Annotated in this window: 16 protein-coding genes; 10 read left to right on the plus strand and 6 right to left on the minus strand. The window is 47.4% G+C overall.

The annotated features are described in order from the left end of the window. Window positions 1-30 precede the first annotated feature (30 nt). Window positions 31-1,497, plus strand: coding sequence for a Ni/Fe hydrogenase subunit alpha (locus Q4488_RS08030; protein WP_303579958.1), 1,467 nt, complete (start codon window positions 31-33; stop codon window positions 1,495-1,497). Beyond that, window positions 1,481-1,963, plus strand: a complete 483-nt coding sequence (locus Q4488_RS08035) for a hydrogenase maturation protease (RefSeq protein WP_303579959.1) — start codon at window positions 1,481-1,483, stop codon at window positions 1,961-1,963. Before Q4488_RS08030 ends, Q4488_RS08035 begins: the two co-directional genes overlap by 17 nt. A 354-nt stretch (window positions 1,964-2,317) precedes the next feature. On the opposite strand, the gene Q4488_RS08040 is transcribed toward Q4488_RS08035, so the two are convergent. Continuing rightward, window positions 2,318-4,894, minus strand: coding sequence for an EAL domain-containing protein (locus Q4488_RS08040; RefSeq protein WP_303579960.1), 2,577 nt, complete (start codon window positions 4,892-4,894; stop codon window positions 2,318-2,320). A gap of 229 nt (window positions 4,895-5,123) precedes the next feature. Here Q4488_RS08040 and Q4488_RS08045 point away from each other — a divergent pair, with 229 nt between their 5' ends. From Q4488_RS08045 to Q4488_RS08065, 5 genes are read left to right on the plus strand one after another with little or no spacing between them, the layout of a single operon-like run. Beyond that, the gene (locus Q4488_RS08045) at window positions 5,124-5,648 is read left to right on the plus strand and encodes a DUF2878 domain-containing protein (protein ID WP_303579961.1); all 525 of its coding nucleotides are present in this window, start codon (window positions 5,124-5,126) and stop codon (window positions 5,646-5,648) included. Next, window positions 5,638-6,147 (plus strand): chalcone isomerase family protein, encoded by a 510-nt coding sequence (locus Q4488_RS08050; protein WP_303579962.1) that lies wholly within the window; start codon window positions 5,638-5,640, stop codon window positions 6,145-6,147. The genes Q4488_RS08045 and Q4488_RS08050 overlap by 11 nt, the downstream gene beginning before the upstream one ends. A gap of 51 nt (window positions 6,148-6,198) precedes the next feature. Continuing rightward, window positions 6,199-6,798, plus strand: a complete 600-nt coding sequence (locus tag Q4488_RS08055) for a DUF3833 domain-containing protein (RefSeq protein ID WP_303579963.1) — start codon at window positions 6,199-6,201, stop codon at window positions 6,796-6,798. Between the two features lie 40 nt (window positions 6,799-6,838). Further along, window positions 6,839-7,669, plus strand: a complete 831-nt coding sequence (locus Q4488_RS08060; RefSeq protein WP_303579964.1) for an SDR family NAD(P)-dependent oxidoreductase — start codon at window positions 6,839-6,841, stop codon at window positions 7,667-7,669. Window positions 7,670-7,688: 19 nt separating this feature from the next. Continuing rightward, on the plus strand, window positions 7,689-8,204 hold the full coding sequence (locus Q4488_RS08065) for a nuclear transport factor 2 family protein (RefSeq protein ID WP_303579965.1): 516 nt from the start codon (window positions 7,689-7,691) through the stop codon (window positions 8,202-8,204). 153 nt (window positions 8,205-8,357) lie between these two features. On the opposite strand, the gene Q4488_RS08070 is transcribed toward Q4488_RS08065, so the two are convergent. The 5 genes from Q4488_RS08070 to Q4488_RS08090 all read right to left on the minus strand — a co-directional run bounded on the left by Q4488_RS08070 (window position 8,358) and on the right by Q4488_RS08090 (window position 14,239). Continuing rightward, complete coding sequence (locus tag Q4488_RS08070) at window positions 8,358-9,266, minus strand: LysR family transcriptional regulator (RefSeq protein ID WP_303579966.1); 909 nt, start codon at window positions 9,264-9,266, stop codon at window positions 8,358-8,360. A gap of 169 nt (window positions 9,267-9,435) precedes the next feature. Further along, window positions 9,436-10,344, minus strand: coding sequence for a hypothetical protein (locus Q4488_RS08075; RefSeq protein WP_303579967.1), 909 nt, complete (start codon window positions 10,342-10,344; stop codon window positions 9,436-9,438). A 398-nt stretch (window positions 10,345-10,742) separates the two neighbouring features. Then, a complete protein-coding gene (locus Q4488_RS08080) occupies window positions 10,743-12,083 on the minus strand; it encodes a cyclopropane-fatty-acyl-phospholipid synthase family protein (protein WP_303579968.1) in 1,341 nt (446 codons plus the stop codon). Continuing rightward, window positions 12,064-12,882, minus strand: a complete 819-nt coding sequence (locus Q4488_RS08085; protein WP_303579969.1) for a DUF1365 domain-containing protein — start codon at window positions 12,880-12,882, stop codon at window positions 12,064-12,066. Before Q4488_RS08085 ends, Q4488_RS08080 begins: the two co-directional genes overlap by 20 nt. Further along, window positions 12,875-14,239 carry an NAD(P)/FAD-dependent oxidoreductase gene (locus tag Q4488_RS08090; RefSeq protein WP_303579970.1) on the minus strand — a complete coding sequence of 455 codons (1,365 nt, stop codon included), beginning with the start codon at window positions 14,237-14,239 and terminating at the stop codon, window positions 12,875-12,877. The genes Q4488_RS08085 and Q4488_RS08090 overlap by 8 nt, the downstream gene beginning before the upstream one ends. 147 nt (window positions 14,240-14,386) lie before the next feature. Between Q4488_RS08090 and Q4488_RS08095 the strand changes: the two genes are divergently transcribed. Genes Q4488_RS08095 through Q4488_RS08105 form a run of 3 tightly spaced genes read left to right on the plus strand, consistent with a single transcriptional unit; the run spans window position 14,387 to window position 15,896 of the window. Beyond that, window positions 14,387-14,992 (plus strand): sigma-70 family RNA polymerase sigma factor, encoded by a 606-nt coding sequence (locus Q4488_RS08095; protein WP_303579971.1) that lies wholly within the window; start codon window positions 14,387-14,389, stop codon window positions 14,990-14,992. Next, on the plus strand, window positions 14,982-15,644 hold the full coding sequence (locus Q4488_RS08100; RefSeq protein WP_303579972.1) for a ChrR family anti-sigma-E factor: 663 nt from the start codon (window positions 14,982-14,984) through the stop codon (window positions 15,642-15,644). The genes Q4488_RS08095 and Q4488_RS08100 overlap by 11 nt, the downstream gene beginning before the upstream one ends. A gap of 36 nt (window positions 15,645-15,680) precedes the next feature. Beyond that, a complete protein-coding gene (locus tag Q4488_RS08105) occupies window positions 15,681-15,896 on the plus strand; it encodes a TIGR02450 family Trp-rich protein (RefSeq protein ID WP_303579973.1) in 216 nt (71 codons plus the stop codon). The last annotated feature ends 531 nt before the right edge of the window (window positions 15,897-16,427 follow it).

Raw genomic sequence — 16,427 nt, forward strand, 5'->3', positions numbered from 1 at the left:
CAAACGTTAGACTGAGCAGAGGAAACGAAGATGAGTCGGAAACTGGTAATCGATCCAGTTACTCGTATTGAGGGGCATGGAAAAGTAACCATTCAATTGGATGATGACAATCAAGTCACCGATGCTAAGTTGCATGTGGTTGAGTTCCGTGGGTTTGAGAAACTGGTGCAAGGTCATCCTTATTGGGAAGCGCCGATGTTACTGCAGCGAATTTGCGGTATCTGCTTCGTCAGTCACCACCTGTGCGGCGCCAAGGCATTGGATGACATGATCGGAGTCGGCTTAGGTCAGCATATCCGACTGTTACCAGGGCCAGAAAAAATTCGGCGGTTGGGGCATTATGCGCAGCAGTTGCAATCTCACGTGACCGCTTATTTCTACTTAGTGGTGCCCGAGATGCTATTCGGTATGGATGCCCCGCCGGAACAACGCAATGTGCTGGGCTTGGTGGAACAGGATCCCGCCTTGGTAAAGCGGGTGGTGGCGCTACGTAAATGGGGTCAGGAATTGATTAAGACGGTGCTAGGTAAACGGATGCATGGCATTAGCTCGGTGCCGGGCGGGGTGAGTAAAAATATCAGTATTGAAGAGCGGGATCGTTTTCTCCAAGGGGAGGAAGGCTTGCTCTCCATCGATGAGGTGATCGAGTATGCACAGGAAGGCCTGGAGCTTTTTTATCAGTTTCATGAGCAGCATCGAGAGCAGGTCGATCAGTTTGCCGTCGTGCCAGCACTGGATATGTGCTTGGTAAACGATGAGGGCAATGTTGATTACTATCATGGGCGGATACGTATCATCGATGAGCATAAGCACATCGTGCAGGAATTTGATTATCATGATTATTTACAGCATTTTTCTGAAGCGACTGAGGCATGGAGCTATATGAAGTTTCCCTACCTTAAAGCGTTAGGTCGGGAAAAAGGCTCCGTTCGGGTCGGGCCCTTAGCACGCTTAAATGTCACTAAAACTCTATCGACACCCTTGGCTGAGGCGGCGCTGAAGAAATTTCACGCTTACACGAATGGTCGATCGAATAACATGACATTGCATACCAACTGGGCGCGTGCCATTGAAATTATTCATTCCGCAGAACTGATCAAAGCGCTACTCAATGATACTGATCTACAGAACACCGAGTTATTGATGATACCGGCGGATACGGCATGGACCGGTGAGGGAATCGGTGTTGTCGAAGCGCCCCGTGGCACGCTATTACATCATTATCGGGCGGCGAAAACAGGCGACATTACCTTTGCCAATCTGATTGTGTCGACCACGCAAAATAATCAGGTGATTAACCGGACAGTGCAATCAGTGGCACAGGATTATATCAGCGGTAAGGCTGAGATCACCGAAGGGATGCTGAATGCGATTGAGGTAGGCATTCGTGCTTATGATCCCTGTTTGAGCTGCGCGACACATGCGTTGGGTCAGATGCCACTCAAAATCTCTGTATTCGATGCTCGGGGAAACATCATTGATGAACTGTGTCGCTGAGGTTAATCGCTTATCGCTGACGGATTTTAATAGCGCTGATTGTTTGATCTACGGTATTGGTAATGTCGGCCGTCAGGATGATGGGCTGGGCTGGGCTTTTATCGACTGGATTGAGGCGCAAGGTCTATGTTCAAAGGCTGAAACGGTGCGCAATTATCAGTTATTTCTCGAGGATGCCGATCTAATCAGTCGCAAGAAGCGGGTTCTGTTTGTGGATGCGACCAAAGATATGACGGTGGAGCACTTTGCCTTATATCAAGAGCAGGCAAAACTGGATTTTAGTTTTACCTCTCATGCGATCTCTATCGCCGCCATCATGGCAACCTGTCAGTTATGTTTTGATCGCCAGCCAGATGTGTATGTATTGGCGATCAGAGGATATGAGTGGGCCTTACAGGAAGGCCTAACGGAGCATGCACAAGTCAATTTAGATCAAGCGGTGCTGCACTTCAGTAAATCAGATTAAGACGAGGTCAACAAGGCTAACAACCGTTAGCCATCGATTGCAGCCTTAACATAGCGGGCTTGGAATTAGGAAAGCGTCGCTTTATAGCTAAGGAAGGTGCGAATAAGTCTGTTATGTTCTCTGCGGACATTAGAATGGCCAGATACGCGAAAGCCAGTGCAGCGAAATGTCTGGACCTTTTCAAGCTGGCTGACAAAGTAGATGACTATTCTAATATCCGCCCTTTGGGGCTTTCAGAGAAGCAGGATCTCAGCGTTAACATTTTTCGACGTACAATCAGTATGCCTGTAACAGTTGCCTTGATCTTCAGCTTCTCTGTAAGCCAGAGGCGTAATTGACTTATTCGCACCTTCCCTAACGCATAAGCTTAGTCGGTAGCATGGTTTGCTTTGGCTGTGAGAGCGATGATAACGGCTGAGGTGTTTGACTATTTTTTTGCAGATGATACCACTGCAGAAAGGATTCCGCCGGCATCGGTCTGGCTAATAGAAAGCCTTGCATCTGATCACAGTTCATCTGTTTCAGAATATCCAGTTGCGCCTGATGTTCGATCCCTTCGGCCACCACTTGCAAACCCAATACATGGCTCATCTCAATGATGGATGTGACGATGGCTCGGTCTACTTTTGATTGTTCTAGATTGATTAAGAAGCTGCGATCAATTTTGAGAATATCTAACGACATCGTCCGTATATAACTAAGGCTAGAGTAACCGGTCCCAAAATCATCGATGGCCACTTGAATATGATGACTACGGAGGCGGTTGATCGCTTGTTTGGTTTCGTCAGGGCAGTGCAGAAAGCTGGTTTCGGTGAGTTCGACAGACAATTGCTGCGGCGCAATCTGATGTTGTTTGAGGGCATTGAGTATTTGATTAACAACATCGCCTTGCTGAAATTGTTTGGCGGAGACGTTAATGGCGACATTAATGGTATCGCCCTGTTGATTCCAACTGGAAATTTGCCGACAAGCTTCTTCGATGACGTAGAGGCCGATGCGATTGATCAGATCAAGGTCTTCAGCGAGCGGAATAAATTCCGCCGGTGAGATAAAGCCGAGTTGAGGATGAAGCCAGCGCAGTAATGCTTCGCAACTGGTTGGCTTGCCCGTCTGCAAACAGATCTTGGGCTGATAATAGAGTTGAAATTCCTGGTTATCGATCGCCGCTTGCAGATCACTGCCCATTTGATAGCGACTCTGAATCATTCGGTGCTGTTCTGACGAAAAGAAACGAAAGCTGTTACGGCCAAAGTCTTTGGCTAAATGTACCGCTGAATCGGCACATTTGAGCAGCGATTCGGCGTCGCTGGCATCGGTAGGAAAGAAGCTGACGCCGATACTGACAGTCGTCTTGAGTTCTTTTCCATCGATCAGTATCGGTTGATTGACGGTGTGCAGTATGCGGTTAAGAAACTCACTAATCTGAGGGCTTTTATCGACATCCGTGAGGATCAGATTAAATTCATCACCACCAAAGCGAGCGACGGTGTCGCCCTCATCCAGCTGTTCATCAATTCGCCGACCGACCTCTTTAAGTACCTTATCGCCGATTTCATGACCGTGTAGGTCATTGATCTGTTGGAAAAAATCGACATCTATGTAGGCAACGGCGACTCGATGTTCATGTTCTTTGGCATAACCCAAAGAGACTTGGAGACGATCATGAAATAGCTTGCGATTAGGCAAGCGAGTGAGTTCGTCAAAATAGGCCAAGCGTTTGATGCGCGCCTCAGATTTTTTTATTTCGGTTAAGTCTGTAAAAATTGAGGCATATTGGGTTATCTTGCCGCTATCATCTTTAATTGAGGTGATACTGAGCCACTCAGGGAAAACCGAACCATCTTTGCGTCGGTTCCAGATCTCACCCTGCCAGAAACCTTGCTCAGTCAGGCAATGCCACATATCGAGATAAAATTGCGGGCTATGACGTCCCGAACTCAGAATGTTGGGATTTTTACCCAGTACTTCGGCGCTGGTATAACCAGTAATCTCCGTAAATGATGGGTTGATGCGCACGATATGGGCGTGATGATCGCAAATAAGGATTGCTTCCATTGAGGCTTCAATGACCTTATCGACTAACTTAAGGTTGTGCTGTGATTTTTCTAAGGCAAGGTCTCTATCATGCAGTAATTCACGCAGGCGGCCTACATGATTAGTTTCGACGGTTTTGAGAATATCTGAATAGCAGATTAAGCCGGTGATAGTTCCCTGATGGTCGGTGATCGCAAGATGTTGAAATTGATGGCGATGAAACACGCGGCGAGCATGGTACAAACTCAAATCTTGTTTAATGGTTATCAGCGTGTTGTCACAGATATCGATGAGCAGATCATGCTGTCGATTCTGAGCTAACAGGTTGATGGCATCGCGCTCGGTCAAAATACCGGTGACTTTATTGTTTTGCCGTATCAGTAGGGCTGAAGCATTAGATTCTTCGAGTATTTTAAGGGCACGAATAACCGTAAGACTGCCATCTGCGGTGACCGGATTTAGATTGGCAATTTCTTCCACAGAACGCATAAATAGATCATGCTCAACGGTATGGCTATTGACGACATCGGTTTCAGAAATAATGCCGCAGGCTTCTCCCGTTTTTTTCGTGACGACCAGATGACGTATTTTATGGGTGATGAATAGTTGACTCGCACTATCGACAGATTTCCATTCGGATATTGTGAACACGGGGGTGGACATAAAATGGTGTGCGGGTGCGGTTGCGTCATGCTCAAGCCAGAGTCTTATTAAATCTTGGCGGGTGACAATACCGATGGGGCGTTGTTTTTCACACACCACAATCGAGCCAATTTTTTTCTCGTCCATGAGATTAATCAGCTTGTCAGCACTGTCATCTGAAGTACAGGTGATCAAGTTCGGCTGAGCAATATGCCTGACGAGTAATCGATTGTTAACCTGAGAAGCCCTGGACATCAAAAAGAACCCTTTTACCAGAAATTGAGACGCAAAATGAGTCCAATCCTAGCAGTTGCTCTAAATGCGAGATAGATAAGAAAAGCGTCGAGTGGTTGCTAGTCATCGTTATATTAAAACAATATGCAGTTTCTTTGATGTGTGTCGTGTTTAGTGCCTTTTAAGAATAAATTTTGTCTCACTGATCTCTCTGCGGCTGGCTTGCGTAAGCATCATAAAAGAGGTTGAAATGATGCGACGTGTGGGATCAGACAATATTTGGCTTAACCTGCTGGGGTTTCAGTTAGCCTGGTGGTGTGCCATTTTAATGACGCATCACAGTCTGCCTATTTTATTCAGTTTATTGATTTTGCATCTACTGTTTCATCGTCAACCGGTGATAGAAACCTCTGTGCTGTTACTGTGTGGATTAACCGGCTTTGCCGTGGATGTGATGTTGACGGTTATCGGTTTTTTTCAGTTTGAAGCGTCAGACTTTCCGCCGTTTTGGTTGCTTTTATTATGGTTTTGTTTCTCGGCGACATTGCGGCAGAGTCTTAGCTTTTTCCACTCGCGGCTGTTACTTGCAGCGGTCTGCGGCGGTTTTTTTGGCAGCCTAACCTATCTAACCGCCGCCCATTTGGGGGTCGTCACGCTGGGGTTTCCATGGTTATCGAGTGGACTGGTGTTGATGCTGATCTGGATGCTGCTATTTCCGTTGTTAATACGATTCAGTGAGATGAGCTTTATGCGTCGGGCTAATCATGATGGTTAATCGACTGTTGATCATCTTCGTGTTGTTGGTTACCGGTGTGAGTCACACGCTTGCCACCCCCTTGCCGGAGAATATGAAAATGGTGGGGCAAGCCGAACTAAAGGTGTTGTGGTTTCGTGTCTATAGTGCGCGGCTTGAAAATACCGACGGACGCTATGTGTCGATGGCGATGCCGTTATTACTGCATCTCCATTACCACCGAGATATTAGTCGGCAGCAGTTATTAGATGAGACACAGTCTCAATGGCAACGGGCTGCTATTGATCCGCAGCAACAGTCGCAATGGTTATCGTCGTTAGCACAACTATGGCCCGATATTCGTCAACACGATTCCCTCAGTTTTTATCAAGATAGCCAAGGTGATGGGCACTTCTATCACAATCGACGCTATATCGGCTCCATCCATGAGCGACGCTTTAGTCAGGCTTTTCTGGCTATCTGGTTAGCCGATAACAGTGATTTTCCGCAATTAACACGGGCATTAACCGGTAGACGTTAAACCTCAAACAGAGCATCTCATAACATTCGATAGCCTATTTAGGAGGACAGCATGACACAGACAACACTCTCGTTATTGGCGTTAGCTTTACCCGTTTTATTAATATTACCGGGGTGTACTCGTTCGGTGGATGAGTATCGCGATCAACAGCCCGCACTGGAATTAAATAATTTCTTTAATGGGCAATTAGTCGCGTATGGCATGGTGCAGGACTTTTCAGGCAAGGTGACTCGCCGATTCAGGGCGGATATCGCCGCTCACTGGGAAGGCGATCATGGCATCTTGGATGAACACTTTAGCTTTAGCGATGGCGAGCAACAAAGCCGTTGTTGGCATTTAATTAAACAGGGAAATCATTACCGTGGTACGGCGGAGGATATTGTGGGCGAAGCCGTCGGCGAGGTGCAGGGTAACGCGCTGAATTGGCGCTACACGCTGCAAGTGCCGGTGAAGGGTCGCGTCTGGAATATCGCCTTGGATGATTGGCTATATCTGATTGATGAGAATAATTTAATCAATCGAACAAAAATGAAAAAATTCGGCTTACCAGTGGGTGAGTTAACGTTGCATATTCGCAAGTTAAAGCCAGAAGAAGTGGGTGTTGATCGGCCTGCGACGCCGAGCTGTGTTATCGATGATACGGCGGTATAAGCTTGACCGTCAGTGATGGCTAGAATACGGGGAGGTCTGTATGAAGAATGATGTATTACCGTGGAAAAACGTCTGGATAACGGGCGCAGGACGGGGTATTGGCGCGGCCTTAACTCGCTTGTTGTGTGATGACGGGGTGACGGTGTATGGCTCGGCTCGTACGCTGGAACAATTGACGCAACTGCAACAGGCGCTTGCCTCGAGCCCTGGTAAGCTTATCCCTGTACCCTTGGATATTCGTGATCATGATGCCGTAGAGCAACAGTTTCAGGTGTGGGATCAGCAGGGGTTTATGCCGGATTTAGTGGTTTTGAATGCCGGCAGTCATGATGCCTTTCCCGCCACTGAGTTTTCGGCAGCGCGTTGTAAAGCGCTGTTAGATATTAATTTGCAGGGCACACTAAACTGTCTCGAACCCGTATTATACCGTTATCTGCATGTCGGGCAGCAGGGTGAATCTGACACCGCTGAGCAGTTAACTGGCTTGCATAAGGGGCGTGGGCAGGTGGCCGTGGTCGCATCAGTGGCGGGTTATCGTGGTTTACCCACGGCGGCGGCTTATGGCGCCGGTAAAGCCGCCCTGATTAATCTGTGTGAATCTCTAAGGCTTGAGCTACAGGGCAAAGGCGTTAAATTACAGCTTATTAATCCGGGTTTTGTGCGCACGCCGTTAACGGATAAGAATGATTTTCCAATGCCGGCTTTAATGGAAGCTGATGAGGCTGCGCAGCGTATCGTCAAAGGGCTGTTGAGTCAGCGATTTGAAATTGTCTTTCCTCGGCGTTTCGTTTATCTATTAAAGCTATTCAGAGTGTTGCCCTACAACCTCTATTTCTGGCTGATAAAGCGCATAACGGGATCGACAACTTAAGTTTCAACAGGAGGCTGAGGTGAATGAGACACACATCAATGAGGAGAACATGAAGAGTGAGACACCGAATATCGAGCCGTTGAATGCTGAGCCGTGTGTTACTAACTCGCCCTATGTTGAGCATTTAGAGCGTTATGCCATGTTGCTATCGCAGCTCAAACCAGAGCGTATTAGCGAGCTTGGTATGTTAGTCAGCGAGACGATCTGCTTTACCGATCCATTCAACCGAGTGCAGTCTAAAAGCGCTTTTCTGGGGATTATGGCGGATATGTTTGAGCAATTAGATCAGGTGAGTTTTGAGGTGTTCGAGTGCCAAGTTCAGGGCGAAGTCGGTTACCTTTATTGGCGCTTCTCTGCCACGTCCCCCCTTGCTGGCGCTTTTAAGACCGAAGGTGTTAGCCGACTGGTGTTTGATCAACAGGGGCGGGTGGTCAGTCATCAGGATTTTTGGGATGCGAGTTTGTTAATGGAGCAATTTCCGCTGTTAGGTCGCGTGATCCGCTATATTCGCAGACGCGCAGCGTATCGAGCATGATGTGACGTTTTTACGAGTTGTTGCGAATTGTTTCGCTAGCGTGAGTCATCGAAGCGGCGCTATATTATTCCTTAGATTGTAATGCCCTGCGTACGCTTGTTGCTTAAAGCTTGAAACGAGGAGATCCCTCAGACGGCTCCTTCATCGGGTTCATCAGACTGGCTCTTCGCACGGGATTTCAGGGCGAATGAAATGCAAGCTCTCTTCTTCAAGAGGGTTGTGTAACACCTGCTGCAGATTCTTACGTGCCATTTCCAAGAGTTCAGCGTTTATTGGTTCTTTAGGGTAGGATAAATAGACGGGCCGATTGAATGTTTGCGCGTGCTTGACGAAAAATAAGCGTCCCTCCTTCACCTGCTTTTCAATCATGCGTTCTGGGAAGTAAGCTGCGCCACCATAATTAAGAATATAATCTAAGCCGGTCATTCCAAGACCAACCGATAACCGCGGTGCCTGTGTATCCGGGTACACCATGGCATGAGCCTCACGGAATTCATTCCCCCAGTCGACAAACACATAATCCTTAATCCAGCCTTGTTGTACTTCACGGGGTTTGGTGGCAACGAGTACCAAGGTATCCTCAAACAATAATTCCGTGCGGAGTTCGGATTGTTGACGATTAACATAGGTGAGGGCTAGATCTAACTCGCCATCAATGAGCTGTCTTAAGAGACTATCGGAATAATCCATGACCACTCGAGTACCGACCTCCGGAGCATTATTTTGCATCTGATCGATCCACAAGGGGGTGATTTGCTGCCAGAGGTTCAGTTGTACCCCGAGGGAGATCATGGCATCTAACTCTTCAGGCAGCGCGATTTCCTGCTTGGCTTGCTCCCAGGCTCTGACGGAGGTTGTGGCGTAGCGAATAAAGTGATGTCCGGATGTGGTCAGCTTTGAGCCATCCCGTTTGCGATTAAACAGGCTCGTGTTTAACTGATCTTCCAGTACCTTGATGCGTGCGCTAACGGTTGATTGCGTAATATGGAGATTGTCGGCGGCTACTTGAAAACTACCACTGCGAGCAACTTCGAGAAAGGCCTTCATGTGATTGATATTCATAAAGCATCACCGTTTATTTCTTGTGATATTCAATATAATGATATTTATGTGGTGATCAATCGATGTCGCCGATTGAGTCGTTTTCAGATAACTTCTAGGTAATACGAAAAAGGGCGGCCTTTTTATTAAGCCGCCCTCGAAACATCACGGGAAAAAGTCTCGTTATAGATCAGTCGAGTAAGCTATCGGGACGATTGGCTTCACGTTCGTGATGAATCGGTAAGGCACGTCCATAGAACTGTCGAGCATGCTCCGGACGGTTAACGGTATCGGGATCACGCATATAGGTTGGTAAAGCAATATAGCGGGAACGCTTGCCCTCAACGGGAGTCACTCGGTGCATTGAGAAACGTCCTTTAAAGATCTGCATATCACCTGGGCGAAGCGCCAGTGAATGTACCAACGAAGGATCACCCTTCAGGACTTGTGTCACCGCTTCAAGGTTCTCATTGTCAGACGTGCGTAAGTCGGGGCAGTATTGAAACTCTCCGCCTTTTTCGGGTTCCTGAACCAAGATGCTCACGGTAAACTCATTACCGTCGAAGTGCCACGGAAAATAATTGCCTTCATCCATAACACTGTAAGGATTGCATCCTAGAGGATCAGCCCAACGATATAGTGGCGCAACACCCAAACAATCGGATATAAACTGCAACATAACATCATTATTATAGATCGCCCGTAGATCGGAAAACTCTTCGAGGATATCCGAGTTAACAAACCCACTGGAACGCTTCGCAAAAAAACGTGCTGGGTGTTCTTTTGGTAGGCTGAGATCTTCCTTGGTCATATAAGGGTTATGACTGTCTTCAGACCAGTAAATATTGGCACGTTGACGTTCAACCTCTTGACGCATTCTTTCAATTGATTCTGGACGAATGATATCGGAAATCCGGCAGCAGCCGACGGCATCCAGTTCTTGCCGGCATTGCTCGATCAGCGCCTGACGTACCGGTGATGCTGTATCGTGAATAGGATATCTATCCAGATCAACAAAGTCTTCGAGTGTTGGTATGACCGATGGTGCAACATCAAGAGGCTCAGCATTTTGTTTAGTAGGATTGATTGCTTCTGTCATGGTTGTATCCGGTTTTTATCATTATTGATGTGAATAAAAGTGTTGTTGGCCAAAAGCCATGGATAACAATTTAGTGAAAAAAGCAGCAATAGAAAAACTAAATATTTAAATAGATAAAATCGATTATTTCGATGTTGGTTGATGGTGCGTTTATGCACCGCTGAACACTGAAACGAGAGCGGTGAATCAATGAGTTATAAACTGTTTTTGAGGAATGGCATGAGGTGATACTAAGGCGCTATCTTCGTTGTTATTATTTCAATCTCAGCGATCGAAAAAATAGTCTAAGCATCACTAAAGTTAGGGAAGGTGCGTATGAATACCCCGCGCCTCTTGCGCTTAACTATAAACGAGGGATCAAGCGGTCATGTCGCGCAACCGTCATGCCGCTTGGCTTGTTAACGTGAGGGATTCTCGTTAACTAGGTGATACAGGCCAACATCAATCGAACCTTCTTCGAACCCCCCTTCGCAATAACAGAGATAATATAGCCATAAGCGTCTGAATTGCTCGCCATAACCTAACTTTTCTAAGGCATCCGTTTGCTGAGTGAAATTGTGCCGCCAGAGTCTCAGTGTTTCAGCGTAATCTTTACCAAAGAGCTGTTTGTGTTGCAGGCTAAAGCCATGCTCAGCAAACTTCTGTTCTAAGCGCGGTATGCTCGGCAGCATGCCCCCCGGAAAGATGTAGCGTTGAATAAAGTCAGCCTGCTTGCGATAGGTATCGAAGCGTTGCTCGTCAATACTAATCACTTGCAGCACGGCGGTACCGCCAGGTTTTAGGCAGTTTTTTAAGGTGGTGAAATAGGTATCCCAGTATTGCTCACCCACGGCTTCAAACATTTCTATCGATACCACCGCATCGTACTGATGTAGGAGATCTCGATAATCGGTCAGACTGATATCGGCCCGTTCATCGAGGTGCTTGGCGGATAGCTGTTGCTGAGCCCAGTGTCGCTGTTGTTGTGATAAGGTGATGCCGTGTAGGCGCGCATTATGGTTGGTTAATAACTCAGTAGCAAAGCCACCCCAGCCGCAGCCTATTTCCAATATATGATCATCGTCGGCGGGTTGAATCCATTGCAATATTTGTTGATATTTGGCCGCCTGAGCCTGTTCGAGAGACAGCGGTTTGGCGTGTGCTTCGGTCTGTGTCTCGTTGGTAAATAAGGCGGCAGAGTAAGACATACTCTTATCGAGCCATAACTCATAGAAATCATTGCCTAAATCATAATGCGCGGCAATATTACGGCGGCTACCGCGAGGGCTATTATGATTACGCCAGTGGTAGACGTTATCAAGCAGCTGTTTAATCACACTGGCTTTAGATAAGTCATCCAATATGGCTTCGTTTTGTAGCGCCCAACGTATCAGTGCGGTGATATCGGGACTATCCCACTCACCCGCAATATAGCCTTCGGACCAACCGGTTATGCCACCGGTAAGGAGTCGCAGTAGGCAGCGAAGCGAGTTTAGCTTGACGCTCACATGAATCGCTTCGCTCGATGCGTTGTGCTGATGCGCCTCTAATACTTCACCAAAGGTCTGTTGATAGCCACTGGGCATAATGAGGTGCAGTCGACCGCGAGTATGTTGCAGTGCTTTTTGTAGGCGATTGAGTACGCGTTGTTCTAACCAGCGGGGTTGATTGACGCCACTGCTAAGTGGGTAGTGCTGTTGTGTCCCTGATTTTACCTGTGAATCAGCCGTTGTGGCGGTCTTATAGTGACAGGTTTTCATAATGATGTTCTCCATGGCTATCTAACCAACTGATGCTATAACTCTTTGACGTATGACGGGGTTGTAGTTGCATACCTTTGAGCCATAGTCGTAGGGCTTCCCAGTGAATTGCACCGATGACCTTGAAGGTCATTAACGGGCGACTAAAAAACAGCGTCAGTAGGTTGCGATCGGTCAATGGTTGTCGTTGACCGGCAAACGTGGCGTTAAAGATCGGCTGTGATAATTCACTGTCTTGATCGCTTTGCTGAATACACACGGTGACGTTGTCTTGTGGTGCTCGTATATTGAAGTGATAGGCGGTTTGCATTGGCATAAAGGGACTAACATACATCTGTTTTTGACAGTGTTGGCTGATGGTTTTGTCGTTAGTGGAAGCATTTTTCAACAGATAGCTGTGTCGCTGACCAAAGGTGTTACTTACCTCATAAAGTATGACTTCGACCTCTTGTGCCGCGTTGTAACAAAAGTAAACGCTTAAGGGATTGAAGGTATACCCGAGAATTCTGGGGTAGCAGAGGAGTTTTATATTGGCGGTGGCGGTGGCGTGACCTCGCGATGACAGCAGTGCGGTGATCTCCTGTCTGAGCTGCCCATCACCGCGACCATGATCTTTCTCATGGAAGGAAAATAAGCCAAAGCGATTAATACCTAACCACTTAAAAGCGCTGCTCAGGCGAGGTAATTCATCGAGATCAATACACAGTGAAAAAACCCGATATACAAAACGGTGTTGCTTTGGGGTAAATCGCTGATGTACCACCTTGCCACTGTATATTGCTGAAGCATATTCAGCCATGAGCGCGCTCCTTTGGCTCGGTGTTGGCGATGGTTGAGGTGACCGTAATACGACTGTTAGGGTTCTCGAGCTGCCAAGGTCGGGGGATGCCACCTAACTGTTCGGCCACGGCTAAACCTGACTGTATACCATCTTCATGGAAACCGTAACCAAACCAAGCACCACAGAACCAGGTGTTTTGTTGCCCTTGTAAACTCCAAAGCTTTTGCTGACTGACGAAAGAGTCTCGATCAAAAGCAGGATGATCGTAGAAAAAACTGCGGATCATTTTATCCGCCGCAGGTGCTTTAAGCGGGTTTAATGAGACAACGATCGGTTGTTCTGTGGCGAGCGGTTGTAGACGGTTCATCCAGTAACTGATTGACACTTGACGATCATCGCGACCGCTGCCCGTGGCCATATAGTTCCAGCTTGACCAAACTTTAGGATCGTTTGGCAGTAGGCTTTGATCGAGATGCAGGAAGGCTTGATTGCGTTGATAGGAAAAGTGGCTGAGAAGCCGCTGTTCGGCTTCGGTCGGATTAGCCAGTAGGGTGAGTGCTTGATCCGCATGACAGGCCAGCACGACATCGTCATAGCGTTCTTGCGCGCCATGCAGGTCTTCAATAATGACGCCGTTAGGCTGTCGGATCACTTTATGGATACGGCTATTGAGACGTATATTCCCCGTTAAGGCGGAGGCTATTTTATTAACATAGCTGATACTGCCACCGGGAATCGTATGCCATTGAGGTCGATCCTTAAGCTGCAGTAAACCGTGATTTTTACAGAACCGAAGGAAACTTAAGGCCGGATAGTCAAGCATCTGCTTAACCGGCGTGGACCAGATCGCTGCACCCATAGGTAGTAGATGATCGTAAATAAAGCGTTCGCCGTAACCATGACGGTTTAATAATTCACCGAGACTAATGTCTGCCAGCGATGGATCAAGCATTAGCGCATCGGCTTGACGATAGAAACGCATCAAATCTTTAATCATCGACCAAAAAGTGGGACTAATAATATTGCGAGGCTGAGCAAACAGTCCTGCTAATCCCGAGCCGTTGTATTCCAGTTGACCAGCATTGATGGAAACCGCAAATGACATATCGGTAGGGCAAGTGGCGACATCAATGTGCTCGAAAAACTTAACCAAATTCGGGTAGTTTTGTGGGTTAAAGACTATAAAACCGGTATCGACATCGACGCTGGTGCCGACAAGATCAAAGCTTACCGTATTCGAATGCCCCCCTAGCCGATCATCTTTTTCATATAGAGTGACTTGATGGGCTTTATTCAATAGCCAAGCGCAGCTTAGGCCTGAAATCCCTGAGCCGATAACGGCAATCTTTTTGGGGCGGATGGCAGTAATATTCATCTGTGCAGTCCATACTGTAATCTGTTTGCTGAGCGTTACGTGTGGTAATCGAAATAAGATCACTGAGGGCAACATCAATTATGATGCGGCTCACTGTTTTCGCCACCATATGATCCAGATCACTAGATGAGTACGTATAGGGGGGTTATGAAAAGCAAGCCACCGGGAGACGATGTGGACAACATCATACAACTGAAGCACGCTGAGATGGCCAGCGCTGATTGGAGCGCACTGCTTGGACGTTTGGCCAGCAAGCCTGATAAGAGTGTCTATGCCCGACTGTTCAATCACTTCGCCCCCAAGGTGAAGGCTTATATTGTTCGTCTGGGCGTTGCCCTAGCAACGGCGGAAGAGCTGACTCAAGAGGTGATGTTATCGGTATGGCGTAAAGCCCATCTGTATCATCCAGAAAAAGCCGCCGCCAGCACATGGATTTTTACCCTTGCCCGAAACCAGAGTATTGATTGGATGCGTAAGCAGAAGTATCCCCAATACAGTCTCGATGAATGGAGCGAAACCGCCTCCGAACCTGGCCAAGGGGAGCAAAGCGTGTTATCGGATCGGGTGGCCAACGCGATTAAATTACTGCCAGAAAATCAGGCACAGGTTATCTATATGTCTTATTTCGAAGGGCGATCTCATGCTGATATCGCTAGCCGTCTCGATATCCCTTTGGGGAGTGTCAAATCCAGAATTAGATTAGCATCAGAAAAGCTAAAGCAGAGTTGGGGAGGTGATGCCTATGAACATTAATCATCACCTCGACGAGGCAACGCTGATGAGCTATTCCGCAGGCAGTTTGTCTCAGGGAATGGCGCTGGTGGTGGCGGCGCATCTGTCTTATTGCTCAGAGTGTCGTGAACGGGCACGCCTGAGTGACGCCGTCGGTGGTGTGCTGCTCGAATCGCTAGAGGAGCAGAGCGTGGCTGATGATATGCTCGCGTCAATCTTGTCTCAGCTGGATCAATCGCCGCCGGATCTCGCCGACCAACAGCCGGTCAGAACCCCGCCGAGCTTTATCGATCCAGAGATTCCAGCGCCTTTACGCGAGTATGTGGATGGCTCTTTAGATCAATTGCCATGGAAGCGCATTGTACCAGGCGTAGCGTACTACGATATGCCTTGGGAGGGGCGCGGCGTGTCTCGGTTATTGCGCATTGCACCAGGCAAATCGATGTTGACGCATACCCATCATGGCAATGAACTTACCTTAGTGCTGCGTGGCTCTTTCTCCGATGAAGTCGGGCGCTTTCAGGTCGGTGATATTGCCGATCTCGATGATCAAATCGAGCATCAGCCGTTAGTCGACAGTCAAGAAGACTGTATCTGTCTCATTGCCACCGATGCGCCGTTAAGATTTACCACGCTGTTTGGTAAATTAGTGCAGCCCATGACTGGCTTTTGATTCACTCTTGATCCGTTTTTTGTATAGGTATGTCGCATGCATCAATTGAATCCTAATAAGCTGAATCTCAGTAAATGGACCGCCATAGAGCCGCAAAATAGAGAAAAGCACTTCCTCGTCACGACCTTAATTAGAGATGAGGCTGGGGTGGTGCAACAATGTATTTTAGAGGCGGTGTTGACTCATCGAGAACAAACAATCGATTGGCAACAACTTCAAGATAGTCAGCGTTGGCTGCAAGGCTGGCGCTGAAAGGCATTGATATAACCACTAAATAATTTACGGAAGGTGCGAATAAGTCCGTTATGTTCCCTGCGGCCATCAGAATGGCCAGATACGCGAAAGCCAGAGGCGTAATTGACTTATTCGTACCTTCCTTACCTAAAAGCCGACCTCTGTGTCGGCTTTTTGCTGTTTGGATATCACAACGGAAGATTAATTTTCGCTTTTGTTCGTCTTTTTCTCGGTGGGTTAGTGATTGAGTGTCGGTTAAACCCTATTTTATCAAGCGTGAGGTATAAAGATGGGTAAGAACTTAACGCCGAACGGCTAATGATATATATAGTTTCGATATTAATAATATCATTTTTTGAGATAACGTCTGTCGTGGATAGCCTATGTCTCGAAACTTTTTAGGGCGGCTGAGGTGGGTAAACAATCGCAATTACTATATTGCACGCTAAGGAAGGTGCGAATAAGTCCGTTATGTTCTCTGCGGACATTAGAATGGCCAGATACGCGAAAGCCAGAGGCGTAATTGACTTATTCGCACCTTCCCTAAAT

Source organism: Amphritea sp. 1_MG-2023, from assembly GCF_030547545.1.
Classification (GTDB): domain Bacteria; phylum Pseudomonadota; class Gammaproteobacteria; order Pseudomonadales; family Balneatricaceae; genus Amphritea.

What these genes read in the sequence shown, in the direction of transcription:
- Q4488_RS08030 (WP_303579958.1), top strand. Translation starts at nt 31, where the DNA reads ATGAGTCGGAAACTGGTAATCGATCCAGTTACTCGTATTGAGGGGCAT.
- Q4488_RS08035 (WP_303579959.1), top strand. Translation starts at nt 1,481, where the DNA reads ATGAACTGTGTCGCTGAGGTTAATCGCTTATCGCTGACGGATTTTAAT.
- Q4488_RS08040 (WP_303579960.1), bottom strand. Translation starts at nt 4,894, where the DNA reads ATGTCCAGGGCTTCTCAGGTTAACAATCGATTACTCGTCAGGCATATT.
- Q4488_RS08045 (WP_303579961.1), top strand. Translation starts at nt 5,124, where the DNA reads ATGATGCGACGTGTGGGATCAGACAATATTTGGCTTAACCTGCTGGGG.
- Q4488_RS08050 (WP_303579962.1), top strand. Translation starts at nt 5,638, where the DNA reads ATGATGGTTAATCGACTGTTGATCATCTTCGTGTTGTTGGTTACCGGT.
- Q4488_RS08055 (WP_303579963.1), top strand. Translation starts at nt 6,199, where the DNA reads ATGACACAGACAACACTCTCGTTATTGGCGTTAGCTTTACCCGTTTTA.
- Q4488_RS08060 (WP_303579964.1), top strand. Translation starts at nt 6,839, where the DNA reads ATGAAGAATGATGTATTACCGTGGAAAAACGTCTGGATAACGGGCGCA.
- Q4488_RS08070 (WP_303579966.1), bottom strand. Translation starts at nt 9,266, where the DNA reads ATGAATATCAATCACATGAAGGCCTTTCTCGAAGTTGCTCGCAGTGGT.
- Q4488_RS08075 (WP_303579967.1), bottom strand. Translation starts at nt 10,344, where the DNA reads ATGACAGAAGCAATCAATCCTACTAAACAAAATGCTGAGCCTCTTGAT.
- Q4488_RS08080 (WP_303579968.1), bottom strand. Translation starts at nt 12,083, where the DNA reads ATGAAAACCTGTCACTATAAGACCGCCACAACGGCTGATTCACAGGTA.
- Q4488_RS08085 (WP_303579969.1), bottom strand. Translation starts at nt 12,882, where the DNA reads ATGGCTGAATATGCTTCAGCAATATACAGTGGCAAGGTGGTACATCAG.
- Q4488_RS08090 (WP_303579970.1), bottom strand. Translation starts at nt 14,239, where the DNA reads ATGAATATTACTGCCATCCGCCCCAAAAAGATTGCCGTTATCGGCTCA.
- Q4488_RS08095 (WP_303579971.1), top strand. Translation starts at nt 14,387, where the DNA reads ATGAAAAGCAAGCCACCGGGAGACGATGTGGACAACATCATACAACTG.
- Q4488_RS08100 (WP_303579972.1), top strand. Translation starts at nt 14,982, where the DNA reads ATGAACATTAATCATCACCTCGACGAGGCAACGCTGATGAGCTATTCC.
- Q4488_RS08105 (WP_303579973.1), top strand. Translation starts at nt 15,681, where the DNA reads ATGCATCAATTGAATCCTAATAAGCTGAATCTCAGTAAATGGACCGCC.